The sequence below is a fragment of the Sodalis sp. RH15 genome, from assembly GCF_047324255.1.
Lineage (GTDB): Bacteria > Pseudomonadota > Gammaproteobacteria > Enterobacterales > Enterobacteriaceae > Acerihabitans > Acerihabitans ligni.
Map to the genome: position 1 here is coordinate 5,062,127 of NZ_CP178738.1, position 16,774 is coordinate 5,078,900.

Genomic DNA, 16,774 nt, shown 5'->3' on the forward strand with positions numbered 1-16,774 from the left:
ATGTCGGGGGACGGGCTGTTTATACTGGTATCCGGCCCGCTGCGGAGTGTAATGACAATGCCCCTGCTTTCCTTTCGCCCGATATTGACCAGCGTGCGCGGACGCTTGCTGATGTTTAATCTGCTGGTGGTCGCGGTGACATTGATGGTGAGCGGGGTGGCTATCACGGGTTTTATTCACGCCGGAAATTTGCAGGCGCTAACGCAGGCCCGCACGCTCAGCGAGATGACCGGCGGCATGAACCTGGGGCGCGATACCACCAATGTGTCCATTGCGGCGATGCGTCTTTCACAGGTGGTGGGTCCCCTGGAATACCAGAGCGAATCGGCCCGGCTCAAACAGACGCAGCTGATGCTGCAGTCTTCATTACGTCAATTGGCGCAATCCCCGCTGGCGAGCAGCGAACCGGCGCTGATTGAACGGATCGCCCAGCGCAGCAACGCGCTGGGCGGCGACGTTACCCGCCTGCTCGAATTCGGCTATCAGCGGCATTTGCAGCGTAATCAGCTGCTGAGCGAACTCTACCAGTGCCAGATGTATCTGCAATGGATTGATAGCATCGCCGCCCGTGAAAACCAGCTGCAATCCACCGCCGCCCTGCGCCGCCAAATCGACGGTCTGTTGAATATCGCCATCAAGATCCCCAATCCCTACGCCGTGCTGACCCAATTGGGGCAGGTAATGAATGATTGGCCGGCCACTTACACCGACTATCCGCTGAGCGATAAAATTTCCCGCTTTTTACAGAACCAGGGCCATTTGATACCTTTGGCCCGGCAGTTGTCCGTCAGCGATTTGGCCATCAGCTATGACGTTTACCATATCAAGGCCCTGGTGGGCATGCTCAACGGCGACATCAGCCTGTATGTGCAAAAAGTGGCGAACGAATCGGCACTGCATATCCGCCAGACCCATCAAGAGCTGGCTTCGATCATCTTCCTCATCGGCCTGTTCGCTTTGCTGTCGCTGGTGATTACCGGCTTTGCCGGCTGGTATATCTACCGTAACATCGGCTCCAATCTGACGGTGATCGCCGATGCCATGTCCCAGTTGGCCAGGGGGAAACGCCAGGTGAGCGTGCCGGGGTTGCAGCGGCGCGATGAACTGGGGGATCTGGCGCGGGCCTTTAACGTGTTTGCCGGCAATACCGCATCGCTTGAACGAACCTCGCATCTGCTGAAAGAAAAAAGCACTCAGTTGGAGAATACCTTTTTAGCCATGCGCGATGGTTTCGCCCTGTTCGATCGGGACGGCCATCTGGTGGTATGGAATCCCCAATACCCGCTGCTGTTGGGGCTGGAAGCCACGGCGCTGTTCCGGGGCCGGCATTACCATGAACTGTTGGACGAACTCCGACGGCTTCAGGTGCGGGTATCCGATAATGCCGACTGGCAAGACATGGCAACGCAACTGCATAACGAGCAGCCGCACGCATGGGAAATCTATCTGCCGGACGGACGGACGATGGAACTGCGGTTCAGCCCGCTGGCGGAGCGTGGTTTGGTGAATATGGTGCTGGACCGGACCGAACGTAAGGTACTTGAGCAGGCGCTGGTGCACAGCCAGAAAATGAAAGCGGTCGGCCAGCTCACCGGCGGGCTGGCCCATGACTTTAACAATCTGCTGGCGGTGATTATCGGCAGCCTGGAACTGTGCGGCACAGACAGCGGCGACGATAATGAACGCATCGCCCGCGCTCGGAAAGCCGCCGAACGCGGCGCCGTCCTGACCCACCGGCTACTGGCATTCTCGCGTAAACAGGCGCTGTTTCCCCAGGCGGTACACCTTACCGAACTGGTGAAAAACCTGTACGAACTGTTATGCCATTTGCTCCCGGCGAACCTGGTACTGACGCTTGAGTCCCGGGCTCCCGTTTGGCCCGCATGGATTGATGTCAACCAGTTGGAAAATGCCATCATGAACCTGGTGGTGAACTCCCGGGATGCCATGGAAGGACGAAGTGGTGAAATTCTGATTCGCACCTACAATCAGCACGTGGTGCGGACCGGCGGAAAACGGCAGGACATGGTGGCGCTGGAAGTGATCGATAGGGGTTGCGGCATGTCGGATGAGATTAAATCGCAGGTTTACGAACCTTTTTTTACCACTAAATCCATCGGCAGCGGCAGCGGACTGGGACTATCGATGGTGTATGGCTTTATCCGCCAATCCGGCGGCCGGGTACAAATCGAGTCCGCTCCCGGCGCCGGTACCTGCGTACGCCTGCAATTACCGCGCGCGCCCATGCCCGTATCGCCACCATCGCTTCAGCGCCAGCCTTTACCGGATCGGCCCGCCGACGACAGCCTGCTGGTAATGGTGCTGGAGGATCAGGAGGATGTGCTGGATACCCTGTGCGAGCAGCTACACCAGTTGGGATATATGACCCTGGCGACCACCAGCAGTACCGAGGCATTGGCGATATTGCGCCAGACACCGGATATCGACCTGCTGGTGAGCGATTTGATGTTGCCGGGAGACTACAACGGCGCCGAAGTTATACAGCTGGCCCGCAAGGAATATCCGGCGCTGGGAACGCTGCTGATCAGCGGACAGGATCTGCATCAGAACGGTATCGGACCGCTTATGGATATCCCGCTGCTGCGCAAACCCTTTACCCGCCGGCAACTGGCGCAAATGCTGCGCCTGGCCCGCAACACCGGCAATAAAGCCAGATAAACGACAGCGGCGGCTGCCAGGCAGCCGTCTTGCGGGCGAGGCCGCGCTACGCCTTAACGATGATAAATAGTCTCGACGCCTTCTTCGTCGTCGTCATCCCAATCATCATCATCAAGACCGTCGTCTTCCGCTTCAATGGCCGTTTCTTCGAGCTGTTCCCGATGGTAGTCATCCCACTTGAACTCGACTTTTTCCGGTTCGACCTCTTGGGCCGGCTGCTCCTTGGGATGCGCGTTGATAAAGGACATCACGTCCCAGCACAGCGCCTTCACCCCATGGCGATTCGCCGCGGAAATGATATAGAACTGCTCTTTCCAGTCCAGTGCGGCGGCAATTGCCTTGGCGCGCCGGTCCGCTTCATTCGCATCCAGCAGATCGACCTTGTTGAACACCAGCCAGCGCGGCTTTTCGGCCAGTTTTTCGCTGTATCGCTCCAGTTCTTTCACGATGATCTTGGCGTTTTCCACCGGATCCGACTCATCCACCGGCGCTAAATCAATCAGATGCAATAGCACCCGGCAACGCTCAAGATGCTTTAGGAAGCGAATGCCCAGCCCGGCGCCGTCGGCGGCCCCTTCAATCAGGCCGGGAATATCGGCCACGACAAAGCTTTGCTCGTTATCCATCCGCACCACGCCCAGGCTCGGCACCAGGGTGGTAAAGGGGTAATCAGCCACTTTGGGTTTGGCGGCGGAGACCGCGCGGATAAAGGTGGATTTACCGGCATTGGGCAATCCCAGCATGCCGACATCCGCCAGCAACAGCAACTCAAGCTGCAGCTGGCGATTCTCGCCGGCGGTGCCGTCGGTCTTTTGCCGCGGCGCCCGGTTGACGGAGGATTTGAAGCGGGCATTGCCTAAACCGTGGAATCCCCCTTTCGCTACCATCAAACGCTGTCCATGGCGAGTCATGTCACCCATGATTTCGCCGGTATCCTGATCGAGGATCCGGGTACCCACAGGGAGTTTGATGGTGATGTCCTTGCCGCGCTTGCCGGTACAATCACGGCTTTGGCCGTTTTGACCGCGCTCGGCGCGAAAGGATTTCTCGAAGCGGTAATCGATAAGGGTATTGAGGTTTTCGTCCGCCAGAGCGTAGACGTCGCCGCCGTCGCCGCCGTCACCGCCGTCCGGTCCACCGTTGGGGATATACTTTTCCCGGCGGAAACTGACGCAGCCGTTGCCGCCGTCACCCGCGACCACCAGTATGGCGGCCTCATCTACAAACTTCATGGGAACTCTCCGTCATTCATTTGCCGCGCGGCTCAACTGGCAGCGCCGGTCTCGATTTTGCCCGCCCGGGCCACCAGCGATGGCCGGCGGCGGAGAACATCGCCCCCGCCACTACCACAAACGCGCCGATATAGCCGACGACATTTAATGTCGGAGCGGCAAAATACTCCGGCCAGAGCAGGGACAATACATCTGAAAAAAACAGGGTAAACAACGGCGTCAACGTCACGATGGCGCTGACCTGCGCCGCTTGCCAGCGGGCCATGGCTTCCGCCAGCGCGCCGTAACCGATAATGGTGTTGGCGCCGCAAAACACCAGGCAGGCCACCTGCCAGCCGCTTAAGTGCAGCACCGCCAGGGGTTTTGTCAACGTGGTTAGCGCTATTGTACACAAAACATACAGCAAAAACAGGATCTGTTGTGATGCCAGGCGCCGTAGCATAACTTTCTGCGCCACGCCGTAACAGACCCAGACCAGGGCGGCGCACACCCCCAAAATCACGCCGAGGGTGTAGTCCGTCAGCCGGGTGAATATTTCTATCAGGCTGGTATTGAAAAACATCACCAGCCCGCTAATCAGCAGCGCCGCGCCAATCACCTGCGTGATACGCATCCGCTCTTTGAGGATCACTACGCTCGCCAGCATCATGCCCACCGGCGAAAGCTGGCCTATAACCTGTGAAGCGGTGGGGCTAAGGTATTGGAGCGACGAGCTGAAAAGAATAAAGTTTCCCAGCAGGCCGCCGGTGGCGACAAGCAGCAACAGCAGCCAACGCCAGCGAAAGAACAGTCTCAGGGGCGGCAGTTGCCGCCGAGGCGCCAGGATGAACAGCAGTCCGAGTCCCGCCATGAGAAACCGATACCACACCACGGTATAGGGTTCCATATCGGTGAGAACCTGCTTCATGGCGATAGGCAGCGCGCCCCAGCACATGGCGGTGGTGAGCGCCAAAGCAATGCCCACTCCCGCTTGCTGCCCCGCTTTCTGATTTGTCATCATGAGTGTCTAACGCAAAACGTAGCCGGAAAGGAAAGTAAAAAGCCCCGCAAACAATTGCGGGGCTTAACTCTGACTTCTGTGCTAAAGAAAGGCGAAGAATTTAGGCAGCAACGGCAACGATGCTGACATATTTACGATTCTTCGGTCCCTTAACTTCGAACTGGATTTTACCCGTAGTCAAAGCGAACAGAGTATGGTCCTTGCCGCAACCGACATTCGTGCCGGGATGGAACTTGGTTCCACGCTGGCGAACAATGATGCTGCCGGCCAGTACTTCTTCCCCGCCGAAGCGTTTAACGCCCAGGCGTTTGCTTTCTGAGTCGCGACCGTTACGAGTCGAACCGCCAGCTTTTTTGTGTGCCATGAGTGTATTCCTCTCTGTTAGGCGCCGATACCGGTAATTTTCACGTCAGTGAACCACTGACGATGGCCCTGCTGCTTGCGATAGTGCTTACGGCGACGGAATTTGACAATCGTCACCTTGTCGCCACGACCGTGAGCAACCACTTCAGCTTTTACCTTTCCGCCACTGACGTAAGGAACGCCGATCTGGATATCGTCACCATTGGCAATCATCATAACCTGGTCGAATTCAACAGTTTCACCTGTTGCGATGTCCAGTTTTTCCAGGCGAACGGTCTGCCCTTCACTGACCCGGTGTTGTTTACCACCACTTTGGAAAACCGCGTACATAAAAAACTCCGCTTTCCGCGCACTCAACTTGGATTCGTCCACAGTGCGCTATAAATATTCACAATAGGGCGCGAATTCTACGCAAAAAACCGGCTTATGACAAGTGCAGAATACATACAGACTGCGAAAAAGTGACTGGTTACGTCTCTATCATTTATCTCTTGGCGTTTTCAAGTACAATCAGTAACACAGTTTCTAGCATCTGGCTCTATGAGCGGCGTTACTATTCAACTTAACGGTAAAATATAAAGCCGAAAGAAAATAATGAACCCTGATCAAATCACAGTACTCACCGCGCAGGATATGGCGAAGGTCAATGCGATAATCCTGGAGCAACTGAATTCCGACGTCGTGCTTATCAACCAGCTCGGCCATTATATCATCAGCGGCGGCGGTAAACGCATCCGTCCGATGATTGCCGTGCTGGCGGCGCGCGCCCTGAATTATACCGGTGATAGGCATATTACCGTGGCGGCGTTGATAGAATTCATTCATACCGCCACCCTGCTCCATGACGATGTAGTGGACGAATCCGATATGCGCCGGGGCAAAGCCACGGCGAACGCGGCTTTCGGCAACGCGGCCAGCGTCCTGGTGGGTGATTTCATTTATACCCGCGCGTTCCAGATGATGACCGGTCTTGAATCGCTGCGGGTTCTGGCGCTGATGGCCGAGGCGGTTAATGTAATCGCCGAGGGCGAGGTGCTGCAGTTGATGAACTGCAACGATCCGGATATTACCGTCGAGAGCTATATGCGGGTGATTTACAGCAAAACCGCCCGGCTGTTCGAGGCGGCGGCGCACGCATCCGCCATACTGGCCGGCGCCACGCCGGAGCAGGAAGCCGCACTGCGGGACTACGGGCGGTATCTGGGCACCGCATTCCAGCTTATCGACGATCTGCTGGATTACGGTTCGGACGGCAAGACCCTGGGTAAAAACACCGGCGACGACCTTAACGAAGGCAAGCCCACCCTGCCGCTGCTGCACGCCATGCATCATGGCAACGCGGAACAGGCGGCCGTGATACGGGAAGCCATCGAGCAGGGGAACGGTCGGCATTTATTGGAATCGGTACTGGAAACCATGCATCAATGCGGTTCGCTGGAATATACCCGCCAGTGCGCCGAAGCGGAAGCGGACAAGGCCATTTCCTGTCTCGGCTGTCTTGAACCTACGCCGTTCCGGCAGGCACTGGAAAGTTTGGCGCACTCGGCGGTACAACGACAGTTTTAGGAACATTCGTCATTTAATGGAAACCAGAGCCACCTCTGTTTCCGATTCGCTCATCGCCTGGGCGCAATCCCCAGGCGCGTCATGAATTTCTCAATCCCTTCCCGCATCACCAGGCTGATGACATTGTCCCGTTCTTCCGGCAGGAATTGCCTGTATATGGCCATCCAGGCCGCCAGGGGATCCGCTTCCGAAGGCGAAGGCGCCGCGCCGGCACGGTAATCCGGGGCGGACTGCTCTTGCATTTCGCGCTGCGTCAGCGCCCGCTGGACCTTCGCGGGTAAACTTTCCAATGAAAATTCCAGCCCGCGTCCCTGCCCGCCGCTGCGCGGGCGTCCGCGCCAATTTTCACGGCGGGCTCGACCCGTCAACCCCTGCCGGGTTTTGGGAAGTCCCGCCACGCCCAAAAGCTCTTTGGTACTAAACCAGGCATTTTTCATACTGTCGCATTCCAAAATGGGGATGCCCATAGCAAAAAATAAATTTTATTGGAAAATAATTGAAAAATTTTCGGAAATTTGTTGCTATACATTTTCCATATAATCGGTTTGTTTCCACTTCGTTTGGTTAAAATATGTTATTTATAACATCAATCCCTATTCGGCTCTCAGCAAAGGAATATTAATGCAGATGACTGAATGGAATGAAGACTGGCACCCTGCGGATATCATCGCAGCGCTGCGTAAACGCGGCACCACCCTTGCGGCTGTTTCACGGGCCGCGGGACTGAGTTCGTCCACCTTGGCAAACGCCTTGACAAGGCCCTGGCCCAAAGGCGAGTGGCTGATAGCCGATCGTTTGGAGATTCATCCGGCTAAGATATGGCCGAGCCGCTATATCGACCCCAGGACGAAACAGCTGATCGACAGAAAGAGCCTGATACGCTCGCGCTGAAAGACATGGCGCATTGGAAGACGAACGTGATACCGCTCTATCTATCCCTCATCCCGATGCAGTTCCGAAGGGGACTCATTGGGATATTCCAACCGTTTAAGGAGATTAAGCACCCCTTCGCGCAGGACAAACCCCACGACAAAATCACGTTCGGCATCGGAAAGCTGCCGATAGATTTGTCGCCAGGTGGAACAGGGTTCTTGCGTCGACAAGGTATAATCGGCTGAGCTGGCGCGCAGCGTCAGCGTCTTTTTTACCGTGTCCGGAAGGCTATACCAGGAATACTCGACAGCTTTTCCCCTCGCCCCTTCGCGCCGCCTTTTTTGCCAGCCTTCTTCCCTGGCGCGCCGATTCAACCCTTGGCGGGTTTTAGGCAACCCGCCGACGCCGATTAACTCGTGGGTGGCGACCCATTCCCTTTTTGTTGCCATTTTCTCCCCCTCCTTGTCATGGCGATAAACCGAAGCTGTCGCTATTTCGCGTCCCTGGCCCTCCCTATGAAAGGGACAAGCCTTCAGCACGTTTCCGTTATGTACGGCGCTGTACGGTTTAGCACTTATCGATTCCCGTTACGCTCATTACAACACAAAAAAAGCAGCAAGTGCTAACGGCTCATTGAAAATTGAGATCGATGCTGGTTTTTTGTTCGAGAAGACTGAATAACCATTATTTATCAATCTAATAATGTGCTTACACCTAAATTTTGCTAAGCACTAATGACCCCATCGTATCACGAAGAAATTGGCGGAGGAAGGAGGGCAAAATGAGGAAATCCAATGAAAAATACGCGCTGTAAAGGGTGCGGGAAATAGCAGAGCCGGCGTGGCGGCAAATTATCTTGATCCGCCATAGCCGGCCATGACAAAAAGGGTTGGCCGCATCCGCCCCACCGGCAGGCGGACGCGGATGATTGTTATTGATTGACGAATTTCACGCCTAATTCAATATCTTTTTTCAGGACATCCTGCATGTTCTCCAGGACCTGCTGTTCGAAAGCGCTCAGGGGGCCAATGGGCAGTATTTCCGACAAACCCTGTTTGCCCAACAGCAGCGGCTGGGCAAAGAAACGCGTATGCTCGCCATCGCCCTCGACATAAGCGCATTCCACCACATCCTTTTCACCCTGCAGCGCCCGTACCAGAGATAAGCCGAAGCGAGCCGCGGCCTGTCCCATGGAGAGCGTGGCCGATCCGCCGCCGGCTTTGGCCTCTACCACTTCGGTACCGGCATTCTGGATACGCTTGGTTAAATCGGCAACTTCTTGATCGCTAAATGAGATTCCTTCCAGCTGGGAAAGCAAAGGCAGAATGGTCACACCGGAATGGCCGCCGATAACACGCACTTCAACATCTTTCGGCGACAATCCTTTGAGCTCGGCGACAAAAGTATTGGAACGGATAATATCGAGGGTGGAGATGCCGAATAACTTGCGTTTATCATAGACGCCGGCTTTTTTCAGCGTCTCGGCGGCAATGGGCACCGTGGTATTGACCGGATTGGTGATAATGCCTATCAGGGCAGCCGGACAGGCCTTTGCCACCTGGCTGATAAGATTGCGTACGATACCGGCGTTGACGTTAAAAAGATCCGAACGATCCATACCGGGCTTACGGGCAACCCCCGCGGAGATCAATACGATATCGGCGCCTTCCAGCGCCGGCGTCGCATCTTCGCCGCTGAACCCCTTGATTTTCACCGGGGTCGGGATATGGCTGAGATCAACCGCCACACCGGGAGTCACCGGGGCAATATCATACAGAGAGAGTTCGGAACCTGAGGGAAGCTGAGTTTTAAGCAACAGGGCTAGCGCTTGGCCTATGCCGCCCGCTGCACCGAGAACTGCGACTTTCATTCGGATCTCCTTATTATAATAGGGAAAATTTAATGCCGACGAATCATCTGCGTAAGATCATAGAGACATAAACGGGTAAAAACAAATCAGCGATCGCAAATTTGAGAGTTGACACATTAATTTACCTAAACCTGCCCGATTGCCGTTCGCAACTGGAAACGGGCGTGCTGGATAGAGAGCCTTGATGCCTTATCAACCGCCCTTGCCAATCACATTACACCGATTGCAGCGCTCAAAACAACAGCAATTTGATAACATTTTCTTTACTTTCACCTCGAGAAAAATATGCGAGCCAGGTCAAAGTTGTAGTGCATAGATATTGTTAACGTGCTGCGATTAGTGGCTTAAACGGTCCCTTCTTTCTTCTCCAAGGCAATTCCATTGCATAAAAATGCATTTTTATGCATAATCATCCCTATTTTCCCCGACTGTCCCGGTAAAATATGCGCAATCACTTAAAACAAGAAGAATTGGTTAAAGCTTTTAAAGCATTACTGAAAGAAGAAAAATTCAGCTCGCAGGGCGAGATTGTCCTGGCGCTTCAAAACGATGGGTTTGAGAATATCAACCAGTCCAAGGTTTCGCGTATGCTGACGAAATTCGGTGCCGTGCGCACCCGCAACGCGAAAATGGAAATGGTGTATTGCCTGCCAGCGGAACTGGGGGTTCCCACCACCACCAGCCCATTGAAAAACCTGGTTCTTGATGTGGATCACAACGATGCGGTGGTGGTTATCCATACCAGCCCCGGCGCGGCGCAGCTGATTGCCCGCCTGCTGGACTCCTTGGGAAAATCCGAGGGCATTCTGGGAACCATCGCCGGCGACGATACCATTTTCACCACCCCCGCCCGTGGATTCAGCGTCAAGCAGCTCTATGAAGCCATCCTGGTCCTGTTCGAACAGGAGCTCTGAGGTATTGCCTTTCCCAGCGCGGTAATAAGCTTCGCCAAAGTTAGCACTTTTCGCTAAAGCTGGTTATCGCCATGAATTTACAAATAATTAACATTATTTGCCTATTTTTAAACCTCTTTTAATCACTTTTTCTTATATTAGCTTGCTTAGAAAGCAGAATGTTTCATAAATAATTATGAGCAAACTACTAGTAACCACAGTTATTAGTGTATACTTAGATTCGTGATGAATATCACGCTTTGCATTAAGTCATGTGAAATGTAAAGAACGAATAGAGGTGGAAATGATGAAAATGAAAACTGCTGCTTCCCTGATGACGGTGATGTCCGCCCTGTCCTTCGGCGCGTTCGCCGCGGATTCCATATCGCTGGAACAGGCTCAGGGATTACAACCCATGGGTACCGTGACCACCAGCGGGATTGATGCCTCCCCGTCCGATATCCATCAGGCGCTGAATGATGCCGCCGATGCCAAAGGCGCAAAAGCCTATCGAATCATCGAGGCTCGCGAGGGCGATAACTGGCACGCCACCGCCGAGCTGTACAAGTAAGCCAGGTGCGTCGCTACGTCAAATTGATGACGCGACGCGCCAGAGTTCAGTAGTACCGGCTGTGCCACGGCCGTAAGCACGTTTTAGCATTCGGAAGTCAACACCATCAGCGGCTGGTCGCCCTCAGTTATTCTGTGTCCGGTATAACCAGACTGTCCCTGATGATTCCCTCGTCGTCCTATCCGACGAACTTCGCCCCCGCATGCGGGGGCTTTTTTTTAACCTTTATACCGCCGCCAGGCCGGCTTTGATATTCAGCTGCGCCAGCAGCTTTTCATGGATTCCGCCGAAGCCGCCGTTGCTCATCACCAGGATGTAATCACCGGGCTGGGAGATTTTCACAATCATATCCACGAGGGTATCCACGTCAGCGCTCCAGTGCGCCGGCTGAACACAGGCTTCCGCGACTTCGCTCACCTGCCAGGGAATATGCTGCGGCTGGAATAAAAAGACTTCATCGGCCCTGCCCAGGGAAGGCGCCAGCTCATTCTTGTTCAGCCCCATTTTCATGGTGTTGGAGCGGGGCTCAAGCACCGCCAGGATGCGTGCCGTGCCGCCTACCTTGCTGCGCAGCGCCGCCAGGGTCGCCAATATAGCGGTGGGATGATGGGCAAAATCGTCATAAAGTTTCACCCCGTTGGCGGTGCCCTTCAGCTCCAGACGGCGCCGGGCGTTGATAAAGGTGGTCAGGGCCCGGCATGCGTCAGCCGGCTGCACGCCCACGTGCCTGGCGGCGGCAATCGCCATCAGCGCATTGTGCATGTTATGTTCCCCCACCAGATCCCAATGGACCTCCCCTACCACGTCGCCCTGCAACAGCACCTGGAATACGCTGGCGTCCGGCGCGACTTTTTTGGCGCGCCAGCTGTTGTCTTCACCGATGAATTCCTGCTCGCTCCAGCATCCCATGGCCATGACCTGTTTCAGATGCGGATCGTTATCCGGCAGGATGATTTTGCCCTTGCCCGGCACCAGCCGCACCAGGTGATGGAATTGCTTCTGGATGGCTTTCAGGTCGTCAAAAATATCCGCATGATCGAACTCCAGATTATTGAGCAGCAGCGTGCGCGGACAGTAGTGCAGGAATTTGGAACGCTTGTCGAAAAACGCGCAGTCATATTCATCCGCTTCCACCACAAAAAACGGACTGTTGCCCAAACGGGCGGAAACGGTGAAGTTGCCCGGCACGCCGCCGATGACGAACCCCGGCTGGTAGCCGCACACCTCTAGAATCCAGGTAATCATCCCGGCGGTGGTGGTCTTGCCGTGCGTACCGGCGACGGCTATCACCCAGCGCTGCTGCAGTACCTGATCGTGCAGCCACTGGGGACCGGAAACATAGCGAATGCCCCGTTCCAGCACAGCTTCCACACAGGGGTTGCCGCGGCTCATGGCATTACCGATGATGACCAGCTCCGGCTCCGGCTCCAACTGAGACGGATCATAGCCCTTGATAAGCTGAATGCCTTGCTCTTGCAGCAGGGTGCTCATGGGAGGATAGACATTATCATCAGACCCGGTCACCTCATGTCCCAGGGAACGGGCCAGCATGGCTACCCCGCCCATAAACGTGCCGCAGATACCGAGAATATGTATGCGCATAATTTTTCCATTTTTTAACAACGTACTGCGGCACATTCTACCGCTGCGGCCGGCCGATATAAACGAATTTGATGATGTACTTGCATTCGTTTAAGCTAAACTGCTAATACTTATCCAGTGGTAACCGATAATACCGCTTTTCATCTGCGGCAACAGTGTCTTCTTTTGTTCAGGGAATGTGTTATGAAAACGTTAGGCGAATTTATTGTTGAGAAGCAGCACGAGTTTCCCCATGCCACCGGTGAACTCACCGCGCTGCTTTCCGCTATAAAATTGGGTGCCAAAATCATTCACCGCGATATCAATACCGCGGGGTTGGTGGACATTTTGGGCACCAGCGGCGTATCCAATGTCCAGGGCGAAGTTCAAATGAAACTCGACCTGTTCGCCAATGAAAAGCTGAAAGCTGCGTTGAAAGCCAGGGGACAGGTGGCAGGCATCGCTTCCGAAGAGGAAGACGAAATCGTGATTTTCGACGGCGGACGTTCATCCAGCGGCAAATATGTGGTGCTGATGGATCCGCTGGATGGTTCTTCCAACATTGACGTCAACGTGTCGGTGGGCACCATTTTTTCAATTTATCGCCGGATTTCCCCCATCGGCACGCCCATTACTGAAGCGGACTTCCTGCAGCCCGGCAATAAACAGGTGGCGGCGGGTTATGTGGTGTACGGCTCTTCAACCATGCTGGTCTACACCACCGGCTGCGGCGTACACGCCTTTACCTATGATCCCTCCATCGGGGTGTTTTGCCTTTCCCATGAAAGCGTGCGTTTCCCGGCTACCGGCAATATGTATTCCATAAACGAAGGAAATTACATCAAGTTTCCCAACGGCGTTAAAAAATACATCAAATATTGCCAGGAAATGGATCCCGCGACGCATCGCCCCTACACATCGCGCTATATCGGCTCCCTGGTGTCGGACTTCCATCGCAACCTGCTTAAGGGCGGCATTTATCTGTACCCCAGCACCGCAACCTATCCCGAGGGTAAGCTGCGTTTGCTGTACGAATGCAATCCAATGGCCTTTTTGGCCGAGCAGGCGGGCGGCAAAGCCAGCGATGGCAAGAACCGCATTTTAGACATCACTCCGGAAAAACTGCACCAGCGCGCGCCCTTTTTCGTCGGCACCGAATCCATGGTCAACGACGCCGAACGCTTTATGCGCGATTTCCCTGACCAATAGCAGGTCTATGCCCTTGAGATAGGAAGGACCGCCGCCAAGCGGGCCGAGCCGCTTGAAAGCCCCCGTGAGGGGGCTTTGGCTTGTTGACAAAGTGTCCGGTCGGGACGGGTTGCCAGATCGTAAACACGCCGTGAACCCGTCCCTGGGGGCGCGATCCGCGGGCCGGTGCTATCAGGCCTCCACTTCCACCAGCTCTTCCATTTCCTCGCCGGCCGCTTCTTCCAGGTGGAAAAGGGACATACTCTCGGTGAGATGCTGCGATTGCGACTGTAGCGAACGGGTCGCTTCGCTGGATTGCTCTACCAGCGACGCATTTTGCTGCGCCACGGCGTCCATTTGCGATACCGCCAGGCTGACCTGCTCAATGCCGCGGCTTTGCTCATCCGTGGCATTGGAGATTTCCTTCATCAGGCGGGTCACCCGCATCACTTCTTCGGAAATTTCGTCCATGGTTTCGCCGGCGGTATGGGCCATATCGGCGCCCTCGGTTACCCGCCCCTGGGATTCCTGTATCAATCCCTTGATCTCTTTGGCCGCCTCGGCGCTGCGATGGGCCAGAGTACGCACTTCTCCGGCCACCACGGCGAATCCCCGTCCCTGCTCGCCGGCGCGGGCCGCTTCCACCGCTGCATTCAGCGCCAGGATATTGGTTTGAAAGGCGATGCCGTCAATCACGCCCAAAATATCGGCAATGCGGTGGGAGCTGGAGGAAATGGCCTGCATCTTCTCAATCATATAGCACACCACTTCGCTGCCTTTGTCAGCAATATCAGACACTTCTTTCGCCAGTTCATGGGCCTGCCGGGCGTGTTCGGCGTTGAGTTTTACCGTTTGGGTAAGCTGTTCCATGCTGGCCGCGGTCTGTTCCAGCGCGGCGGCGGATGCCTCGGTACGCTGGGACAGATCGGTGTTGCCCGCCGAAAGTTCACGGGTGCCGATATCTATTTGCGAGCCGGCCTGCCGTACTTCGCTCACCGCTCCCGCCAAGGCGTCTTGCATCAGCTGCAGCGCCCGGTTCAGCCGCCCCAGTTCATTGTTGCGCGCCGGGGGGATGGGGTGATACAAATCACCGGCGGCAATATTTTCCATATGGACGATGGCCACATCCAGCGGGCGCAATATAAACCGCCGTACCGCCAGCCAGGCCAGGAATGACAGCACCAGGGCCAGGACACAGGCCGCAATCACCAGCACCAACTGTAAACGGGCGCTGTCGGCCGCCTTCTGCTGGATTTCCTGGCCGGTTTCCAAGGCAAAGTGCTGAAAACTGTCGAGCTGGTTATCCATGTCGGCGCTCAGCGGCGTCAGGGTGGTTTCCAATAATTGATAATAAGCGTCGGTATTCACATTATGCAGCGCGGCGAGAACCGGTTTTATGCCCTGTTCATTATAACGCTGGTAAATCACGTTCATTTGCTGCGCGCGGTCGGCCCCTTCGGTAGTCACAGTACCCGCGGCCAGGAACTGCGCCATGGAGCTGTCGGCTTCCTTGGCCAATTCGGCGGCCTTGGCGGTGGAGGCCTGTCCTTCGTTAATCGCACCGGTTTCATACTGCCTGACCGCCAGGGAGGCTTCGGTACGGGACCGCAGCGATGCGTTATAGGCGCGGCTGAGGTAGCCGAGCTCTTCGCCTTGTATCTGGTTGATGGCTTGCAGGGAAATTGAGCCTTGCCGGATGGTGTGGATGCTGATACCGCTGACGATAAACAAAATAATGGTCATTAAACTCAGCCAGGCGAGTAGTCCCACCTTGACGGTTATATTCTTGAACATGGTGCTGCCCCTGCATTTTCCGAAGTTGATCCATTCAAAACGCCCGACCGAAGTTAGGATCGACGTGGTAACCTCGCCCTGCATCGGTTATCGGAGCACCGTGCTAACTCTTTACTGTTTGGTTTTTTTTTAATAGGTTATGTGAGTCTAATCACATTGGGCGGCTATGGGCAGGACATTGAAGGGAGACTGAAACAACCGTGCGAATTTTTGTTATAATAGCCGCCACGCTATTACTCAATTTTTAAGGAAACTGACATGAGCTTGAATCTGGTACCGGCAGGAAAAGATCTTCCCGAGGATATTTATGTGGTGATCGAAATCCCGGCTAACTCTTCTCCCATCAAGTATGAAGTCGATAAGGAAACCGGTGCGCTGTTTGTCGATCGTTTCATGTCCACCGCCATGTTCTATCCCTGTAATTACGGCTATATCAACCACACGCTGTCCCTCGACGGGGATCCGGTTGACGTACTGGTGCCCACGCCCTATCCGCTGCAGCCGGGCTCGGTAATCCGCTGCCGTCCGGTGGGCGTGCTGAAAATGACCGATGAATCCGGAGAGGACGCCAAAGTGGTTGCGGTGCCCCACACCAAGCTGTCAAAGGAGTATGACCATATCAAGGACGTAGAGGATCTCTCTGCGCTGCTGCGGGCGCAGATCACCCATTTCTTTGAACATTATAAAGATTTGGAAAAAGGCAAATGGGTCAAAGTGGCGGGCTGGGAAAATGCCGAAGCCGCCAAAGCAGAAATCATCGCCTCTTTCGAACGCGCCAAGAAATAACGCCCCGGCGAGGAAAGCGTCCGACGGGTTTAAGGCTCGTCGGCGCGTTTTAGCCAGTCACCGCCCTTCAACTGACGCAACCCCGCCACCGGACGCTGATACACATACATCCAGGCGCCGCCGTAGGGGGTATTGATCAACGCCCGCTTATATTCACCGCTTTTGGTACGCAGGGCGTCCAGCTCGGCCAATGTAGAAGAATCAATGCGATAGACTTCACAATAAACTGTCCCAACGCCGGGGATAACCGCCGGATAATGGCCAAGATCGTATAATTCATAACCCGATATGACATGATCGCCTAGCCACTGGCCGTTTGTCATCCAATGGCTATTGCCCTGATTGCGCCGCAGACTACCGTAAACAATTATTCGCATC

General features: G+C 55.0%; 17 protein-coding genes. 7 read left to right on the forward strand and 10 right to left on the reverse strand.

The window, feature by feature from the left end:
* The first annotated feature begins 51 nt into the window (after window positions 1-51).
* Window positions 52-2,679 (forward strand): ATP-binding protein, encoded by a 2,628-nt coding sequence (locus ACL2XO_RS22980; protein WP_413741578.1) that lies wholly within the window; start codon window positions 52-54, stop codon window positions 2,677-2,679.
* A 53-nt stretch (window positions 2,680-2,732) separates the two neighbouring features.
* On the opposite strand, the gene cgtA is transcribed toward ACL2XO_RS22980, so the two are convergent.
* From cgtA to rplU, 4 genes are all read right to left on the reverse strand, one after another.
* Window positions 2,733-3,911, reverse strand: a complete 1,179-nt coding sequence (gene cgtA, locus ACL2XO_RS22985; RefSeq protein ID WP_413741579.1) for an Obg family GTPase CgtA — start codon at window positions 3,909-3,911, stop codon at window positions 2,733-2,735.
* A gap of 16 nt (window positions 3,912-3,927) precedes the next feature.
* Complete coding sequence (locus tag ACL2XO_RS22990; protein ID WP_132928001.1) at window positions 3,928-4,908, reverse strand: DMT family transporter; 981 nt, start codon at window positions 4,906-4,908, stop codon at window positions 3,928-3,930.
* Window positions 4,909-5,011: 103 nt separating this feature from the next.
* Window positions 5,012-5,275 (reverse strand): 50S ribosomal protein L27, encoded by a 264-nt coding sequence (gene rpmA, locus ACL2XO_RS22995; protein WP_132925762.1) that lies wholly within the window; start codon window positions 5,273-5,275, stop codon window positions 5,012-5,014.
* A 17-nt stretch (window positions 5,276-5,292) separates the two neighbouring features.
* Entirely contained in the window at window positions 5,293-5,604 is a 312-nt protein-coding gene (gene rplU / locus ACL2XO_RS23000) for a 50S ribosomal protein L21 (RefSeq protein WP_132925761.1), read from the reverse strand.
* A gap of 264 nt (window positions 5,605-5,868) precedes the next feature.
* On the opposite strand from rplU, the gene ispB reads away from it, so the two are divergent.
* On the forward strand, window positions 5,869-6,840 hold the full coding sequence (gene ispB, locus ACL2XO_RS23005; RefSeq protein WP_413741580.1) for an octaprenyl diphosphate synthase: 972 nt from the start codon (window positions 5,869-5,871) through the stop codon (window positions 6,838-6,840).
* Between the two features lie 50 nt (window positions 6,841-6,890).
* On the opposite strand, the gene ACL2XO_RS23010 is transcribed toward ispB, so the two are convergent.
* Window positions 6,891-7,277 carry a DNA-binding protein gene (locus tag ACL2XO_RS23010; RefSeq protein WP_132925757.1) on the reverse strand — a complete coding sequence of 129 codons (387 nt, stop codon included), beginning with the start codon at window positions 7,275-7,277 and terminating at the stop codon, window positions 6,891-6,893.
* Between the two features lie 190 nt (window positions 7,278-7,467).
* On the opposite strand from ACL2XO_RS23010, the gene ACL2XO_RS23015 reads away from it, so the two are divergent.
* Window positions 7,468-7,731: a helix-turn-helix domain-containing protein gene (locus tag ACL2XO_RS23015; RefSeq protein WP_132928000.1), complete on the forward strand. Its 264-nt coding sequence runs from the start codon at window positions 7,468-7,470 to the stop codon at window positions 7,729-7,731.
* Between the two features lie 41 nt (window positions 7,732-7,772).
* Here the strand turns inward: ACL2XO_RS23015 and ACL2XO_RS23020 are convergent, their stop codons facing one another.
* Both ACL2XO_RS23020 and mdh read right to left on the reverse strand, forming a co-directional pair.
* The gene (locus ACL2XO_RS23020) at window positions 7,773-8,162 is read right to left on the reverse strand and encodes a DNA-binding protein (RefSeq protein ID WP_413725534.1); all 390 of its coding nucleotides are present in this window, start codon (window positions 8,160-8,162) and stop codon (window positions 7,773-7,775) included.
* Window positions 8,163-8,644: 482 nt separating this feature from the next.
* Window positions 8,645-9,583: a malate dehydrogenase gene (gene mdh / locus ACL2XO_RS23025; RefSeq protein WP_132925753.1), complete on the reverse strand. Its 939-nt coding sequence runs from the start codon at window positions 9,581-9,583 to the stop codon at window positions 8,645-8,647.
* A gap of 443 nt (window positions 9,584-10,026) precedes the next feature.
* Here mdh and argR point away from each other — a divergent pair, with 443 nt between their 5' ends.
* Together argR and yhcN are read left to right on the forward strand one after the other, a co-directional pair.
* Window positions 10,027-10,497, forward strand: a complete 471-nt coding sequence (argR, locus tag ACL2XO_RS23030; RefSeq protein ID WP_132925751.1) for a transcriptional regulator ArgR — start codon at window positions 10,027-10,029, stop codon at window positions 10,495-10,497.
* Window positions 10,498-10,783: 286 nt separating this feature from the next.
* Entirely contained in the window at window positions 10,784-11,047 is a 264-nt protein-coding gene (gene yhcN, locus ACL2XO_RS23035; protein WP_132927999.1) for a peroxide/acid stress response protein YhcN, read from the forward strand.
* 225 nt (window positions 11,048-11,272) lie between these two features.
* Here the strand turns inward: yhcN and mpl are convergent, their stop codons facing one another.
* Entirely contained in the window at window positions 11,273-12,649 is a 1,377-nt protein-coding gene (gene mpl, locus ACL2XO_RS23040) for a UDP-N-acetylmuramate:L-alanyl-gamma-D-glutamyl-meso-diaminopimelate ligase (RefSeq protein ID WP_132925749.1), read from the reverse strand.
* Window positions 12,650-12,832: 183 nt separating this feature from the next.
* Here mpl and fbp point away from each other — a divergent pair, with 183 nt between their 5' ends.
* On the forward strand, window positions 12,833-13,837 hold the full coding sequence (gene fbp / locus ACL2XO_RS23045; protein WP_132925747.1) for a class 1 fructose-bisphosphatase: 1,005 nt from the start codon (window positions 12,833-12,835) through the stop codon (window positions 13,835-13,837).
* A 171-nt stretch (window positions 13,838-14,008) separates the two neighbouring features.
* Here fbp and ACL2XO_RS23050 read toward each other — a convergent pair whose 3' ends face one another.
* Window positions 14,009-15,610, reverse strand: a complete 1,602-nt coding sequence (locus ACL2XO_RS23050; protein ID WP_413741581.1) for a methyl-accepting chemotaxis protein — start codon at window positions 15,608-15,610, stop codon at window positions 14,009-14,011.
* A gap of 258 nt (window positions 15,611-15,868) precedes the next feature.
* On the opposite strand from ACL2XO_RS23050, the gene ppa reads away from it, so the two are divergent.
* Complete coding sequence (gene ppa, locus ACL2XO_RS23055) at window positions 15,869-16,396, forward strand: inorganic diphosphatase (protein ID WP_132925743.1); 528 nt, start codon at window positions 15,869-15,871, stop codon at window positions 16,394-16,396.
* A gap of 29 nt (window positions 16,397-16,425) precedes the next feature.
* Here ppa and ACL2XO_RS23060 read toward each other — a convergent pair whose 3' ends face one another.
* Complete coding sequence (locus ACL2XO_RS23060; RefSeq protein ID WP_132925741.1) at window positions 16,426-16,773, reverse strand: gamma-glutamylcyclotransferase; 348 nt, start codon at window positions 16,771-16,773, stop codon at window positions 16,426-16,428.
* Window position 16,774 lies beyond the last annotated feature (1 nt).

Coding starts and splice junctions, on each gene's coding strand:
- ACL2XO_RS22980 (WP_413741578.1), top strand. CDS start 52: ATGACAATGCCCCTGCTTTCCTTTCGCCCGATATTGACCAGCGTGCGC.
- cgtA (WP_413741579.1), bottom strand. CDS start 3,911: ATGAAGTTTGTAGATGAGGCCGCCATACTGGTGGTCGCGGGTGACGGC.
- ACL2XO_RS22990 (WP_132928001.1), bottom strand. CDS start 4,908: ATGACAAATCAGAAAGCGGGGCAGCAAGCGGGAGTGGGCATTGCTTTG.
- rpmA (WP_132925762.1), bottom strand. CDS start 5,275: ATGGCACACAAAAAAGCTGGCGGTTCGACTCGTAACGGTCGCGACTCA.
- rplU (WP_132925761.1), bottom strand. CDS start 5,604: ATGTACGCGGTTTTCCAAAGTGGTGGTAAACAACACCGGGTCAGTGAA.
- ispB (WP_413741580.1), top strand. CDS start 5,869: ATGAACCCTGATCAAATCACAGTACTCACCGCGCAGGATATGGCGAAG.
- ACL2XO_RS23010 (WP_132925757.1), bottom strand. CDS start 7,277: ATGAAAAATGCCTGGTTTAGTACCAAAGAGCTTTTGGGCGTGGCGGGA.
- ACL2XO_RS23015 (WP_132928000.1), top strand. CDS start 7,468: ATGACTGAATGGAATGAAGACTGGCACCCTGCGGATATCATCGCAGCG.
- ACL2XO_RS23020 (WP_413725534.1), bottom strand. CDS start 8,162: ATGGCAACAAAAAGGGAATGGGTCGCCACCCACGAGTTAATCGGCGTC.
- mdh (WP_132925753.1), bottom strand. CDS start 9,583: ATGAAAGTCGCAGTTCTCGGTGCAGCGGGCGGCATAGGCCAAGCGCTA.
- argR (WP_132925751.1), top strand. CDS start 10,027: ATGCGCAATCACTTAAAACAAGAAGAATTGGTTAAAGCTTTTAAAGCA.
- yhcN (WP_132927999.1), top strand. CDS start 10,784: ATGAAAATGAAAACTGCTGCTTCCCTGATGACGGTGATGTCCGCCCTG.
- mpl (WP_132925749.1), bottom strand. CDS start 12,649: ATGCGCATACATATTCTCGGTATCTGCGGCACGTTTATGGGCGGGGTA.
- fbp (WP_132925747.1), top strand. CDS start 12,833: ATGAAAACGTTAGGCGAATTTATTGTTGAGAAGCAGCACGAGTTTCCC.
- ACL2XO_RS23050 (WP_413741581.1), bottom strand. CDS start 15,610: ATGTTCAAGAATATAACCGTCAAGGTGGGACTACTCGCCTGGCTGAGT.
- ppa (WP_132925743.1), top strand. CDS start 15,869: ATGAGCTTGAATCTGGTACCGGCAGGAAAAGATCTTCCCGAGGATATT.
- ACL2XO_RS23060 (WP_132925741.1), bottom strand. CDS start 16,773: ATGCGAATAATTGTTTACGGTAGTCTGCGGCGCAATCAGGGCAATAGC.